Annotated in this window: 11 protein-coding genes; 6 read left to right on the forward strand and 5 right to left on the reverse strand. The window is 55.2% G+C overall.

Annotated features, from left to right (window positions below):
* Nucleotides 1-184: 184 nt before the first annotated feature.
* The 3 genes from ACVWZ0_RS13795 to ACVWZ0_RS13805 all read right to left on the reverse strand — a co-directional run bounded on the left by ACVWZ0_RS13795 (nucleotide 185) and on the right by ACVWZ0_RS13805 (nucleotide 5,610).
* Nucleotides 185-1,000: a glycosyltransferase family 2 protein gene (locus ACVWZ0_RS13795; RefSeq protein WP_253460512.1), complete on the reverse strand. Its 816-nt coding sequence runs from the start codon at nucleotides 998-1,000 to the stop codon at nucleotides 185-187.
* An 80-nt stretch (nucleotides 1,001-1,080) separates the two neighbouring features.
* Entirely contained in the window at nucleotides 1,081-4,719 is a 3,639-nt protein-coding gene (locus tag ACVWZ0_RS13800) for a glycosyltransferase (protein ID WP_253460509.1), read from the reverse strand.
* Nucleotides 4,720-4,800: 81 nt separating this feature from the next.
* Entirely contained in the window at nucleotides 4,801-5,610 is an 810-nt protein-coding gene (locus ACVWZ0_RS13805) for a flagellin N-terminal helical domain-containing protein (RefSeq protein WP_301289687.1), read from the reverse strand.
* A 361-nt stretch (nucleotides 5,611-5,971) separates the two neighbouring features.
* On the opposite strand from ACVWZ0_RS13805, the gene fliD reads away from it, so the two are divergent.
* From fliD to amyA, 4 genes are all read left to right on the forward strand, one after another.
* Nucleotides 5,972-7,417 (forward strand): flagellar filament capping protein FliD, encoded by a 1,446-nt coding sequence (gene fliD / locus ACVWZ0_RS13810; protein ID WP_253460506.1) that lies wholly within the window; start codon nucleotides 5,972-5,974, stop codon nucleotides 7,415-7,417.
* A gap of 16 nt (nucleotides 7,418-7,433) precedes the next feature.
* A complete protein-coding gene (gene fliS, locus ACVWZ0_RS13815) occupies nucleotides 7,434-7,841 on the forward strand; it encodes a flagellar export chaperone FliS (RefSeq protein ID WP_125287994.1) in 408 nt (135 codons plus the stop codon).
* Nucleotides 7,841-8,209, forward strand: coding sequence for a flagella biosynthesis regulatory protein FliT (fliT, locus tag ACVWZ0_RS13820; protein WP_125287995.1), 369 nt, complete (start codon nucleotides 7,841-7,843; stop codon nucleotides 8,207-8,209). Before fliS ends, fliT begins: the two co-directional genes overlap by 1 nt.
* A 127-nt stretch (nucleotides 8,210-8,336) precedes the next feature.
* A complete protein-coding gene (gene amyA, locus ACVWZ0_RS13825; protein ID WP_253460503.1) occupies nucleotides 8,337-9,818 on the forward strand; it encodes an alpha-amylase in 1,482 nt (493 codons plus the stop codon).
* A gap of 41 nt (nucleotides 9,819-9,859) precedes the next feature.
* On the opposite strand, the gene yedD is transcribed toward amyA, so the two are convergent.
* Nucleotides 9,860-10,339, reverse strand: coding sequence for a lipoprotein YedD (yedD, locus tag ACVWZ0_RS13830; protein WP_253460501.1), 480 nt, complete (start codon nucleotides 10,337-10,339; stop codon nucleotides 9,860-9,862).
* A 155-nt stretch (nucleotides 10,340-10,494) separates the two neighbouring features.
* Here yedD and ACVWZ0_RS13835 point away from each other — a divergent pair, with 155 nt between their 5' ends.
* Nucleotides 10,495-10,818, forward strand: a complete 324-nt coding sequence (locus ACVWZ0_RS13835; protein ID WP_253460498.1) for a DUF6388 family protein — start codon at nucleotides 10,495-10,497, stop codon at nucleotides 10,816-10,818.
* A gap of 425 nt (nucleotides 10,819-11,243) precedes the next feature.
* The gene (locus ACVWZ0_RS13840; RefSeq protein WP_253460495.1) at nucleotides 11,244-12,623 is read left to right on the forward strand and encodes a GGDEF domain-containing protein; all 1,380 of its coding nucleotides are present in this window, start codon (nucleotides 11,244-11,246) and stop codon (nucleotides 12,621-12,623) included.
* 40 nt (nucleotides 12,624-12,663) lie between these two features.
* Here the strand turns inward: ACVWZ0_RS13840 and ACVWZ0_RS13845 are convergent, their stop codons facing one another.
* The gene (locus ACVWZ0_RS13845; RefSeq protein ID WP_253460491.1) at nucleotides 12,664-14,412 is read right to left on the reverse strand and encodes an amylovoran biosynthesis protein AmsF; all 1,749 of its coding nucleotides are present in this window, start codon (nucleotides 14,410-14,412) and stop codon (nucleotides 12,664-12,666) included.
* Between the last annotated feature and the right edge of the window lie 147 nt (nucleotides 14,413-14,559).

Below are 14,559 nucleotides of genomic sequence, written 5' to 3' on the forward strand. Positions count from 1 at the left end.
GCCTGGCGCATTTTTTCTCCAGTGCCGCAAGGGCAAAACCTGAGTGTGATAACAAAATAAGCGGCTTTTGGATACGGGCCAGACGGCAAGTTTCAGGCAAAAAAAACAGGCGAGATAAAAAGACCCGCTTCGCCAGAAAAGCGAAGCGTGCCAGAGAAGCAGAAGTGAATAACGCAGAAAACGGTTAGCTAACCAGGCTGGCGCTAATGGCATAACGCTTTTTCAGCGTAGCCAGCTCTTTTTTCAATGCCTCGGTCGATACCACAGGAATTTTCGGCGGCAGGCAGCCATGCTTTTCCTGGAAGTACGTCGCGGCGACCAGGCTTATGGCCCGGGAAGAGAGCTTGCCGGAAATCGTTGACTGCTGCGGGCTCCAGCCTTCATCGCCCAGATACTGGCCTGAATTATCCAAATCCGGGAAATAGTGATAGGACGGATGCAGTCCCGCTTTAATAACGGCATAGGTGTGGTCGAGATGCTCCACGGCGTTATAGTAAATTTCATCCATCAGCCCGACTTTTTCCAGGCAGGCTCTGGAGTAATAGCAGAATGCGCCCACGCAGGCCGGATACAGCGGCATAACAAAATCGCCGTAATCCATAATATAGCAAGGACGCGGCGTACCGTCCGGCTGCACATTTTTATCGCCATGCTGGCTAAAATTAAAATGTTGAATGCCGGTGCGGGCAGATAATTCGATATAACGGGCAAAAACGGACGGATCCTTAACGAAAATATCATCTTCGATCAGAAAGAAATGGTCGACTTCCTGAGCCTGAAGATAGCGCAGCGCAATATTTTTGCTGCGGCCAACGCCCTGATTCACTTCGTTATGGTGAAGATGGCAATCCAGCTCGCCGAGTTCGGGATAATAAGCGCCGTCGTTAACCACGACTAACGCGTCGATAATATCGCGAGGCAGCGACTGATAAAGTTTTATCAGTCCGGCTTTGCGATTATAGGTCACGATGCCTACGCCAATTTTTTTTCCGCCAATCATCCTGCCCCCTTGCGAGCCGTACTTTTTAATTAGAGCGGGCTGACCAGGCGCTCCCGGTCAGCCATAAAAATCACCTGAAACTAGCCTCGCGGCAGCCAGGCGTTCTGCCAGTCCGTCAGGCCTTCGTCACGCAGCATCCAGTCGCGGAATACGCCGGCGCGCAGCGCGTCGCCCCTGGCCGCCAGCGCGTCCATATCGGCCAGATGTTCGCGAATGGCGTTCATCCAGTCTTTGTAGCGGTTGGTTACGCGGGTGACCGGCAGATCGCAGCGGTAAGGCTCAATATCGGTACAGATCACCGGCACACCGCAGGCGCCAAGCTCCAGCAGACGCAGGTTACTTTTACACTCGTTAAAGAAGTTCATCTCCAGCGGCACCAGCGCCAAATCCAGGTTCAGCGTCGCCAGCTTTTCGGGATAAAACTCGAACGGCACGCCGTAGTGGAATTCGCACTTCACGTTCTGCGGCTTCATGCCCATAAAGACCCACTCGACCTCGTTCTCCAGCTCTTTCATAAAGGGCAGAAGGATTTCCAGGTCGCCGGTATGGCTGCTGCCGCCCGCCCAGCCGACGCGCGGCTTTTTCCCCTGACGACGCAGGCTGTTAAGCGCGGCCCACTGATCGTCCAGGCGGTTCTGAGCCACGCGAATATCGTGATGGAACGGCGCATAGGCTTCGGCCAGCGGCACGGTGGAGACCACCAGCCAGTCCGCCTGCTCTACCGAACGGCGCAGCTGGCGCACGATATCCTTCGGCAGCTGCTTGCGGAAGACGCTTTTCAGCGGCAGGTTTGGAATGTAGTCATCGTATTCCATAATGATTTTGGTATTGCTGACCTGACGATACTGCTTCACGCGCTCGGGGATGGAGACGTCGGTCACCAGCTCCAGCAGCAGCGTGTCGGGCTGTATTTCCGCCACCTCCATCACCGCAGGCAGGCCGTGCGTCAGGCCGCCTTCCAGTATCAAATTGCCTTCCAGCGCCTTGAACGGCTTGATCACGCGATAGTTGCCGCAGCCGGTCAGGTTTTTATGACAGGCCATCATTACCGGCAGCGGTCGGCCCGGCAGCGGCTGCTGATAGCGCGACTGACGCGTGCCCAGCTGGAAGTTGCCGCCAACCTTGGTGAGCTGACGGTTATAGCTGACATCCACGCTGAGCTGCCCGCGCCATTTTTCACGCAGCGTATCAAACATCTCCGGCCCGACATGGGACGCAATGCCGACTTCTTCGCCCAGCACGCGGGTTGCGCCGCCCATATGCAGCAGACGCGCATAAGGCGTCCATACGGTGAGATAGCCGCTGGCACGCGCCTTCAGCGCAAAATCCACGTCGCCCAGGTAGACCGGGAACTCATCGACGCTGAAGCCGCCCAGCTCGACAAAGACCTCTTTCGGCACCATCATGCAGGCCGCGCTGACGGCGGTCACGTTCAGGATCGATTGCAGGCGCTGCATATAGCCGGTGTTATCCACGCTGACGCCGTCGTAAACCGGCGAGACGCCGAGTCCCACGCCCGCGACGATGCCGGCATGCTGGATGCGGCCGTCGTGGTATTCCAGCCGCGCGCCCACAATGCCCACTTCGGGACGCGTGGCGTGTTCGACCATCGCCGACAGCCACTCGCCCTCGACGATTTCGGTATCGTTATTTAAAAACAGCAGCAGATCGCCGCGCGCCTGCTCGGCGGCAAAATTATTGATCGCGGAGAAGCTGAACGCCTGCGGCCAGCGCAGCACGCGCAGCTGAGCGATATTCAGCGCCTCAAGCTGCGCCAGATAGTCACAGGTCGCCTCGTCCTGAGAATTGTTGTCCACGATCAGCAGTTCATAATGTGGCCACTGCGTTTTTTCCATCAGGCTTTCGATGCAGCGGCGCAGCAGCGGCAGGCGATCGCGCGTCGGGATGACGATGGAGACCAGCGGCTGCTGCTGATGAGTAAAGCGTACGCGATGCAGCCCCGGTAGCAGGCCCGGCTCGACCACGGCGGGCAGATTGCAGCGCGCCAGATGCGCAGCGGTCACGGCCGCGCTTTCCGCCACGATTTCCGGCAGCTGTAGCCAGCTTTCCGCCGTTTCCGGCACCAGCATCAGCGCGTCGGCGATATGGCCGATGGACTGCGCGCCGCGGGTTTCGATAAATTTCCACGCCAGATCGATGCCGCCCAGGCGCGTAAAACCAGCGTCGAAACCGCCCGCCTCACGCGCGGCCGCGACGTTAATCAGCATCTGTTCGCCAATATAGGGCTGGCTGCGCAGTAGATCGATATTCAGATCGGGTTTAAACAGGCTTTCGGCGGCCAGCAGGGTTTCGCCCGTGACGCTGTCGCAGTACCAGAGCGCGGCGTCAGGCTGGCGCAGACGGTGCTCGGCAAAGACCAGCAGCGCCCACGGCATCAGCTCGCTGCCGGCGGTGACCAGCAGCAAGGAATCGGCCTGCGTCTGGCTGAACAGCCCGGCCAGCTGCTGGCTGTCGCGCACTTTTTCCACGAGGGCCGGCTGTAGATACTGAGCCTCCAGCGAGGCAAGCGTCTTCTCAACGGCGGCACTGTCGCCGTGCGGATCGAGGATCGCCAGGCCGATATTGCCGGTTTCCGGCATCTGGTTAATAAAGGAGAGCAGCACGCTGATGCGCGCTTCGGAAGGCTGGCGCGTTTTCAGCCAGCTTTCCAGCACGCGGGATTTTTCGGCGTCGTCGGCAATCACCTTGCGGTGCAGCGTCAGGCTGGCGGCTTCGGCTTCGGTAACCTGCAGCCTGTCCGCTTTCGGCAAGCGGGCCAGCACGGCCTCGACCTGCGCGCTGAGCGACCACTGCCGGAAAGCTTCTTCGCGGAAGTCCTGCGTCCACTGCCAGGCATCGGCATAAGGCTCAACGATATCCTGTACCCACTCTTCAGGGCTTTGATGCGGCGCACTGCCGTAATCGGCAAGGAAATGCGCATCCAGCCCCGCTTCCAGCGTTTCGCCGTTTACATAGCCCGCGCCGGAAACCGTATCGGTAAGATAAACAGGGACACCGGCAGCCAGCGCCTGGACCACCGGACGAGTCTGTGCCATCACCAGCTGATAGGTGGAAAGGAACTCAGGCGTCAGCTCAACCTCGCGACGTCGGGCGTTGATATGGTCAAGGCTGATGCCCTTCGCGGCCAGCAGCGTCCGCAGCTCGCCAATGGCGTCATTTTGTTCTTCAGAGATCAGCAAAATGCGCGACAGCGGCGGCATAGCCTGCGGCTGTACCTGAGCGAAGCTGTCGCTAACGGAAAGAGGAAATATATGGAGTTTGCGTTGATCGATGCCTTTCAGCGCGAGTTTCGCATAGGAGATGGCGGAAACGGCGAGGCTGTAGGCCGCCAGTTTGTTTTCCAGCGCCGCGCCATAGGGCAGGTCCTGGTCCGCATAGGCGTAGTAGTGCTGAAAAACGCAAACGCCAGATATTTCGCCTTTCTGCAGAGCCGAGATCATTTTCAGACTCATGTAGCCCTGGCAAATCCAGATCAAATCGTAGTGGGCCGCCAGCGGATGCTCATCTTCCATAAAGCACTGTACGTTGCCGCTTTGCTGCAACGCCTTCAGCCGCCGTAAATAGGTGCCTTCCACCAGCCGCGTGACCAGGTCAATCTGCCAGCCCTGCGCGTGAAAATGCTCGACCACATCCATCAGGGTCGTTTCTGTATCAGTTAACCGGTTAAGTTGATCAATAGTAATTAAAAGACGATTCATACTTTTTCTCCGCGCCATCTTATGTGGGCAAGACAGAAAAAACCCGGCCGTAGCCGGGTCGACGAAACGTGTCGTGCGAGATTACTGCAGCAGAGACAGAACGCCCTGTGGAACCTGGTTGGCTTTTGACAGCACGGAGGTACCAGCCTGCTGAAGGATCTGCGCCTTCGACATGTTAGAAACTTCAGTTGCGTAGTCAGCATCCTGGATACGTGACTGTGACGCGGTCAGGTTGGTCACAGAGGTGTTCAGGTTGTTGATGGTGGATTCAAAACGGTTCTGAATCGCACCCAGGCCGCTACGTGCGGTATCGACGCTCTTGATACGCGCGTCCAGGTCAGACAGGTTGTCGGTGGTCACGTTGAACGTTGCGCCCAGGCCAGAAGTCTGGAAGCCAGCGCCTGACAGGTCGATGTTGATGACGTTAGCGTCGGTTGCGTCGTTGGCGCCAACCTGGATTTTTACGCTGCCGGTCGTATCAAAAATCGCCGTGCCGTTGAAGGTAGAAGCTTTACCGATACGGTTGATTTCAGACAGACGCGCGTCAACTTCTTTCTGGATTGAGTCGATGTCGTCGGCGCTGTTGGTGCCGTTTTTCGCCTGAACAGTCAGTTCACGGATACGCTGTAAGTTGGTGTTCATCTCGTTCAGAGAGCCTTCAGCCGTCTGAGTCAGAGAGATACCGTCGTTGGCGTTACGTGCCGCCTGAGTCAGACCTTTGATCTGAGAGTTCATGCGGTTAGCAATAGCTTCACCCGCGGCGTCGTCTTTTGCGCTGTTGATACGCAGACCGGAAGAAAGACGCTCGATAGCGGTGCTCAGAGAAGCCTGTGATTTGTTCAGGTTGTTCTGAGTAGTCAGTGACATGATGTTAGTGTTAATAACGGACATAATAGTTTCCTTCAAAATCAGTTAGTTTGTTAGGCTGAGCTTTTCACGCTCACGGCGTCTGCCACCGTTACTGAAGTTATCGGTTGGGTTAATCTGAACTTTAGAAAAAAAGTGAAAAACCCATTAGCCCGTTGAATCAACATTAAAAATCGTGACTATTCTACCCTTCCCAACCGCCGTTTCGCGGCCGATACGTACTCTGCAACTCTCATTATAGTAACCCCGGCCTGAAGAAACGATCTGGCTAATTACCTGCGGATACCCCTCTTATTCTGCCCATTAAATTTTTTTCTGCGGCGTAAACTTTTTATCTCTGCGGCCGATATGTGTTTTGCACCTATCTCATTCTTAAGGATCTCTCATGGCAAGTGTAAGCTCGCTCGGAGTCGGTACCAGCCTTGATCTGGATACCCTTTACACCAGTTTAGAAACCGCTGAGAAGACAAAACTGACCGCGATTACTAAACAACAGACGACCTATAATTCCCAGCTCAGCTCTTATAGCAAGCTGCAGAGTTCTATGGCCGCGCTGCAAACGGCGGCGGCGGCGCTGACCAAGACGTCTGCTTTCAGCGCGACGGCCGTAACCAGCACCAATACTTCCTTTACCGCTACTACCGACGCAACGGCCTCAACCGGCGATTACAGCGTTGACGTTGATCAAATAGCGAAAGCGCAGACGCTGATGTCCGGCTCGTTTAGCAGCAACAGCACGGCGCTGGGCGGCACCACCAGCGGCAACAGCCGTACGCTGACCATCGCCCAGGGCGGCAGCACTACGCCGCTGACGATTACGCTGACCGACAGCCAGACGTCGCTGTCCGGCATTGCCGACGCCATTAACAAAAGCGCCGGCAACGTCAGCGCCAGCATTATTAAAGCCAGCAGCGGCGATTACCGTCTGATGCTCAGCTCGAAGACTACCGGCACCGACAGTGATATGACCGTCAGCGTGACCGGCGACGATACGCTGCAAAGCGCGATTGGCTATAGCGCCAGCGCGACCGGCACGCAAAATATGTCGGTGCAGACCGCCTCTCAAAACGCCAAACTCAACATTAACGGCGTGGCGATTGAGCGCAGCAGCAACAATATTACCGATGCGTTAACCGGCGTTACGCTGAACCTGAACGCTGCCAGCACCGACGCCTCCGGCGAGAAGCTGACGGTTTCACGCTCTATTGATGACAGCAAAAAAACCATCAATGCTTTTGTTACGGCCTATAACTCGCTGAAGTCGACTATTGCTTCGGTTACCAAGTATACCGCCGTTTCAGCTGGCGAAACGCAGGCAAGCAGCAACGGCGCGCTGCTGGGCGACAGTACGGTTCGTGCGGTAGAAAACAGCATGAACTCGATCCTGACCACCGTGCAGGGCGGTTCCTACTCGATTCTGGCGCAGCTGGGCATCACTATCGATCCGGCCGTGCAGAGCGACGGTTCTACCGGCGCACTGACCGTAGACGACACCAAGCTGACCGCCGCGCTGACCAATAACCCGCAGGCTGTCAGCCAGTTCTTTATCGGCGACGGCAGCACCACTGGTTTCGCGACCAAGCTGAACAGCACCTTAACCGCGATGCTGAGCACCACGGTCGGTAAAGAAGGCATCATCAAGAACGCAGAGGATGGCATCAATACCACGCTGAAAACGCTGAGCAATCGCTATGATCAAATGAGCGATTCGATTGACGCGACGATGGCCCGGTACAAGACGCAGTTTACGAACCTGAGTACGCTCGTAAACTCCCTGACCAACACGTCGACCTACCTGACGTCGCAGTTCACTTCAACTTCATCCAGCTAATTAAGCCGGGGACGATATGTATAAAGATTCAGGAGCACAGCTCTACCGCAAAGTAGGTTTGGAAAGCAGCGTGCTGGGCGCCAGCCAGCAGCAGCTGACCACGCTGTTGTTCGACGGGGCGCTTAGCGCCCTGGTTCGCGCACGGTTGTTTATGCTGGATGGCCAGATTGAAGGCAAAGGCAACGCCATCTCCAAAGCCATCAACATTATTGAAAATGGGTTAAAAGTGGGCCTGGTGGATGAAAGCGGCGACGAGCTGGCTGCCAATCTGCTCGCGCTCTATGACTACATGATAAGACGCCTTCTCCAGGGTAATTTGCAGAATGATGTCGCTGCCGTTCAGGAAGTAGAAGATCTGCTGCGCAACATTGCCGATGCCTGGAAAGAAGTCACTGTTAATACTGTTCTTCAGGACGCCGTTTAATGAATATTGCACCGCATCTGCTCTCGATTTACCAACAGCTTTTAGTGCTCAGCCAGTCAATGTTGCGTCTGGCAACAGAAGGCGAGTGGGATAAATTGATCGAAATGGAAGTCGATTATGTCAGTGCGGTGGGAAAACTGGCGGAGTGTACGCAGCAAACACCCGTCTCGGCTCAGACTCAGGACCAGTTACGTCCTGTACTGCGCCATATCCTTGCCAACGAAGCGGAAGTGAAAAACCTGCTGCAGGCGCGCAAGGCAGAGCTGGCGCAGCTGATTAGCCAGACCAGCCGTCAGAAAACCGTCAATAAAGCCTATGGCGGCATGGCGGGCGTGATCCTGTTCCCGCAAAACGCCCAGGGCGTTTAATTCCACTCGGGCAATCGTCCCGAATGAAGCCAGTAAGCGCAGCGGAAAATATTTCTGCGCTTACCGCGCTTTTCCCGCCGCCTCTTCCATACTTCAGTTTCCCGCTGATGACTATTGGAGCAATGGCATGCGTAACCCCACATTATTACAGTTCTTTCACTGGTATTACCCCGAAGGAAGCAGGCTGTGGCCAGAAGTGGCTGAACGCGCCGAATGGCTGGCGCAGGCGGGGATCACCGATGTCTGGCTGCCACCAGCCTATAAAAGCTCCGAAGGCGCAACAGGCGTAGGCTACGCCACTTACGATCTTTTTGACCTTGGGGAATTTGAACAGAAAGGCAGCCGCGCCACCAAATATGGCGATAAAGAGCAGCTGATCGCGGCGGCAAACGCGCTGAGAGAGCATGAGGTCGGCGTCATTATGGACGTGGTCTTCAACCATAAAATGGGCGCGGACGAAAAAGAGAAGGTGCAGGTCAATCGCGTTAACCCTGAAAACCGGGAAGAGATCGATGACGAGGTGATTGAGGCGGAAGCCTGGACCCGTTTTACGTTTCCGGGCCGTGGCGGCCAGTACTCAAAATTTACCTGGGATTATAAATGCTTTAACGGCGTGGACTGCATTGATAACCCGGAGGAGTACGGCGTCTTTAAGATCATCAATGCCTATACCGGCGACGGCTGGAACGAACAGGTTGACGACGAGCTGGGCAATTTTGATTATCTTATGGGCGCCAATATCGATTTCCGCAATCGCGCGGTTACCGAAGAACTGAAGTTCTGGGCGCGCTGGATGATGCAGCAGCTGCCCTGCACCGGCTTTCGTCTGGATGCCGTCAAGCACATTCCCGCCTGGTTCTATAAGCAGTGGATCGATCATATTCAGGAAGTGGCAGAGCAGCCGATGTTTATCGTGGCGGAATACTGGTCGCACGAGGTCGAGAAGCTGCAAAACTATATTCATCAGGTCGAAGGCAAAACCATGCTGTTCGACGCGCCGCTCCAGATGAGATTCCACAATGCCTCCCGCGAGGGCGCCAACTTCGACCTCAGCCAGATTTTCAGCGGGACGCTGGTCGAACACGATCACTGGCATGCTGTAACTATTGTCGCTAACCATGATACCCAGCCGCTCCAGTCGCTGGAGGCGCCGGTAGAGCCCTGGTTTAAACCGCTGGCCTATGCGCTGATCCTGCTGCGCGAACAGGGCGTACCCTGCGTCTTCTATCCCGACCTGTTTGGTACCAGCTACAAAGACACGGGCGGCGATGGCGAAGAGTATCAGATTGATATGCCGGCAATCCCGGAGCTGCCTGCATTGCTGCGCGCGCGCCAGGAACATGCGCACGGCATCCAGACCGAATGGTTCGATCATCCGAACTGTGTGGCTTTCGCGCGCAGCGGCACGGATGAACACGCGGGCTGCGTGGTGATTATGTCAAACGGCGAACAGGGCGAGAAAACGCTGCCGCTGGGCATGGATTTTGCCGGTAAAACATGGCACGACTACCTGGGCCATCGTGAAGAACAGGTGACCTCGGACGAAGAAGGCAACGCGACCTTCTTCTGCAATGCGGGCAGCGTCAGCGTTTGGGTGCTGGATATTTAAAAAAATGCGCGCGCGGCGGGCCGCGCGCGGCTTGTACAGGATCAGGATTTACCGTTTTTCATCATCACTTTATGATGCGACCGGCCGTTGCTATGTGCTTTGGCGACTTTTTGCGCCTGCGCCTGCTCTGTAGCCTGTTTTAACGCTTCCTGACACTCGGCGGTTGGCTGCTGCACCTTCTGCATCACCAGCTTGTCGTAGTGCAGCGCCTGTCCTTCCAGCACCAGCGGCATGACGCGCACTTCATTATTTACATTCACCCAGTCGCCGGAGAACAGGGTAATCTTGCCCGGCTTGGCGATAACGCGCTGCCACTGGCGACAGTCCAGCGTATCGCCTTCGGCGGTAACGATCAGGCTGGCTTTTGCCTCTTTGCTGACCAGCCCCTTCTGCGGCCCCATCGTCTGCCAGTTACCAACCAGGTTTGCAGGCGGCGGCGTTTTAATCGCGCTCTGGTAATTAGGTATTTGCGCACAGCCAGTCATCGCGACGGCAGCGGCCGCTAAAATCCACTTTTTCATGTTCAGTTCCTGATTCTTCAGCCAGGCGCTACGTTATAATTTTTTACCCGTACAATTCAAGCTGTCTCGCCCTGCCCTACGCGCTTTTCAACAGCAGATGCTGAAAAGACGCCGGACGTGTAAACTGGCGCATCATTTTTTTGCCGGACCCCGCTATGAAAACCATTGAAGAGTATTACGCCGCCGCCACCGCGCTTTTTCTGGAAGCGCACCCGGAAATCAAAGCCGGTATCGCCGCGCTGAGCCAGCAGGACGCAGAGACGCTCGGCATGTCGTTACCGGCCTTACAGCGTATGCAAACCGATCGCGCCTATGCTGCGTTTACGCGTGAAAAAAAGCTGGATGGCATGTTGTTCGCCATCCAGCTGGCCGAGCCGGATAAAGCCGTAGCGGCTCAGGCTATCGAAGCCTACCTGCGCCAGCACGCCGAAGCGCTCGGCATGAGCTGGGAAGAATTCTGCATTAAAAACGAGCTGTAGCCGTTTATCCTGCTTTTTTCCGGCGTAATCCCTCTGTTGCGCCGGATAAACGCAACTTCAGGACCGGCCCCGGTGAGAATGCTCTCAAACAGAAAAGCGCAGTGAATAATAATGCGTAAAGCGCACTTTTTTACGGTATATATAGCCTTAACGCCTGTATCTCGTGATAGATCGCGACAGGATGATTAATTTTTCAGGAGATTGAAAACAGCAAATTATAAGGATATTCTTTACGCGCTTTTCCGCCTGGATAAATAAGCCTGACTTTATTGCCTTGTCGCGACCAGGGGCATTATCTGCTTTACCTGTTTGAATCATAAGAAATTATTAAGAATACTAAAGTCAGAAAACCAACTGTGATAGCTGGAAGTATAAGCGCAGGCCACGTTTGCGGCATTGCCTTAAATAAAATTTGAGCCACCGAAATGCCATTAAGTAAATATAAAATTAACCTGGTTATTCTGCTATTTTTTATCACTCTTTGTATGGCAATGCTGGGGCTTTACTGCCGCACTAACGCCGCGCTTTCTCTTTTCTGGCCCTGCAACGCGATGCTGCTGGGTCTGCTGGTCCGTTTTCCCCAGCTTAGCTCGGCCCTGACTTTTCCGGCTATTTACGTTGGGCTGGTGACTGCGGATATCGCTTTTGGCACGCATGTCGCTGCCTCAATGGGCATGGACGCGGCCAACCTCTCTTTTATCGTCACCGGCCTTGGCGTCCTGCTAACCGGCAGCACTACGTCACGCCGCCTGCAGGCGCTGAACCGCGTTTTTCCGGCTTCTGTCGTGGGCGCAGCGGTATGCGCGGTTATCGGCTCGGTCGCCAGCCAGCACTATTTTCATGACGATTTGGTGCAGGGCTGGATTTCCTGGTTTTGCGAGCAGGTATCCACTTCTATTCTGCTGTTGCCGGTCATGATTACCTTGCCCCGCAGCGATGAAATCAACGAGCTGCTGAGGGAGTGCCGTCAGGTTTCGCCGCTGCCGCTGATTTCGCTGGGCGTATCCATCGCCGCCGGCATTAGCGTGGGCGGCGGCGGCAGCCTGATTTTTCCCCTCCCGGCGCTGATGTGGTGCGCGGTCAGCTATCCGCTTTTTATCACCTGTCTGCTGACGCTTATCACGGGCATCACTGAAATTATCCTGGTCGCCAGCAACGTATTAACGATTCAGGGCAGAGACGATTTCTTTCTGATCGATAGTCTTGCTTCGGCGCGGCTGGGCGTAGCGGCGATGACGGTCAGTCCGCTGATCGTCGCCCTTAGCGCTACCGCCAATAAAAAGCTGGTGGCGCGCATTACCCGACGGGCCGATTACGATCTGCTTACCGGCGCGCTGACCCGCAGCGGTCTGGCCGCCAGGCTCGACGCTTTGATGGCGCGCAGGGATCATAACTTTAACGGCGCGGCTTTTGTGGTGGATATCGATCGCTTTAAAAATATCAACGACACTTTTGGACATGCGGCGGGAGATTATGTGCTGGCGCAAACCGTCGAGCGTATTCGTCAGACGCTACAGCAAACGGCGATTATCAGTCGGATGGGGGGTGAGGAGTTTTTAATTTTAATTGAGGATATTTCGCTGCCTCGCGCTTTTCTGCTCGCCAACCGGCTGCGGCAGAGCATTGAGCAGCATACGATCATTCTTAACGACGACGATTTAAGCGTGACGATCAGCATCGGTATCAGCTCGCTGGAGCGGGTTGATGCTAAAACGCTGGATGAAGCGATTAAGAGCGCGGATAAACAGCTCTATCTGGCCAAAAGCAGCGGCCGCAATCGGGTCTGTCCGGAAGTTGTGCTGTAAAAAAAAAGGCCGCCATCACTGGCGGCCAAAGCCTTAACGGCTAATAGTAAGCAATTTTACGGTCTGTACCGTTAATATTGACCGTGACATAGCCTGCTACTGTCGTGGTCGAAGGTGCTGTAGCGGTAGCGGTAGCTATCGTCAGCACGCCTTTTTCATTGGCGCCAATCCCTGCCAGTCCGTTGTGCAGGCTCATCCTGGCGTTGACCACCGTTGTCCCTACGACGCTGGCATCGGCTTCTGCCAGGCTGGGTCGGTAGTAACAGCACTCGCCGGAATCAAAGCGGCTTGGGCCCGTCGCCCGCAGGCTGAACGAGGTATCGCCGCTGTTGGCTTTCACCTTGATAAAGACTTCCGCAACGGTCATCCCAACACGGTTAATTTTGGCCTCCAGCACGGACGGCAAGCCTTTGTGCTGCATATCGCCATAAATACCGTTCCAGCAGCGCGAAATATTCAGCCAGGTCATACAGGAGTTGGTTGAGGTGATCGGATTGCCCAGCGTTTTATCCAACGCTTCCGTACTTAGCTTGCCGATAATCTCAAAAACCCATTGCAGGTTATCTTTCGGGAAGTTAATTAATCCCAGATTGAACCACTTATCGGTGCTGGTATTGTTCGTCACCCGATAGCCGGAGTACCAGCCGGGACGAATCGAACCGTTGAGCGAGATACCGTAGTTTTCATCGCGGCGCCAGCCGTACTCAAAGGCGGACAGCCAGCGGCTTTTATCATCAAAGGTCAGGTCCAGCGCGCTGCCGCTTTGCAGGTTAAGCTGACGCATCTGCACGCGGCTGTTGGTCATATTCAGCTTGTTGGCGCAATCCTCCACGCTCAGCGCATCGACAATCCACTGCCCGTCACTTAAGTTGCCGGGGAAGCGGGTATGTTCGATCCAGACGTTGTTGATCAACCCCTGGGTCACGCGCGGCATCCACAGCGTCGCTTCGCCATAGCCGTACTGGAAGTTCGCATTCGTCAGCTCAATTGCCGTTGAGTGATCCCACGAACCCGCCGCCGTGCCGGAATAGTTGACGTCAAAAATCCGGCCGTAGGTGGTGGTGGTATAAACCTGGTTAAACTTGGTATCCAACGTATCCAGCAGCTTGATAACCGTACCGCCGCAGTACTGCGCGCGGAAACCGTCAATCAGTACGGATTCGCCCGCCACGATGGTATTTTCAAAGAACGGCTGCGTGTTGGAACACATCGCCGCCGTAATCGCCCCCGTATTGGTTTTAACATCAGCCGCCGTCTGACCATCCCAGCAGATACCTTCAATGGTGACACGCCGCGATTTAACCTTGAATACCGGCGATGATGACTTATCGGAAATAATGGTGGTACGGGGGATGGCGCCGTGCGGGTTATGATCCCCGTAGAGATAGAAGAACGCCGTCTCACTTGCTGAAATATCAATGGGCTTAACCAGAAATTTACCCGCCGGGAAGCGCACGGCGATATCACGCATACTGGTGTTATACGTCTGTGCCCAGTTCAGCATGTTTTTAACCGGCGTAGTATCGTCGTTAGCGCCATCACCGCGTGCGCCGAAATGGAACAGGTTTACCTCATCCGGATCGTCCACCACGCGGCGCCAGTAGAAGCCGTTTCCGACCGCAATGGTACCGCCATTATCTGCCGGCAAAGAGGTGGTAACGTAGCCCACGAAATTACCGCCGCCGCGATAGTAGTTGTCGTTATTATAATAACGACGCAGGATAGCCAGCTCGCCGGTTTTGGATGGCGCAGTTGTTTTCAGTTCAGCAAAAGAGTTAACTTCAATCATAATAACCTCCGCGACAATAAGCAGGTGCAAATTGCCTGTAGTGAATAAAAGAATAGTTAAACAGATTTAGCCTTTATTATTTCCCGCCTGCTCCTTCCCCTGGAGGACGATTAGTGTCCGTTTTATTTGTGCAGAGTTTATTCCACA

This window comes from Erwinia sp. TECH1, from assembly GCF_054057575.1.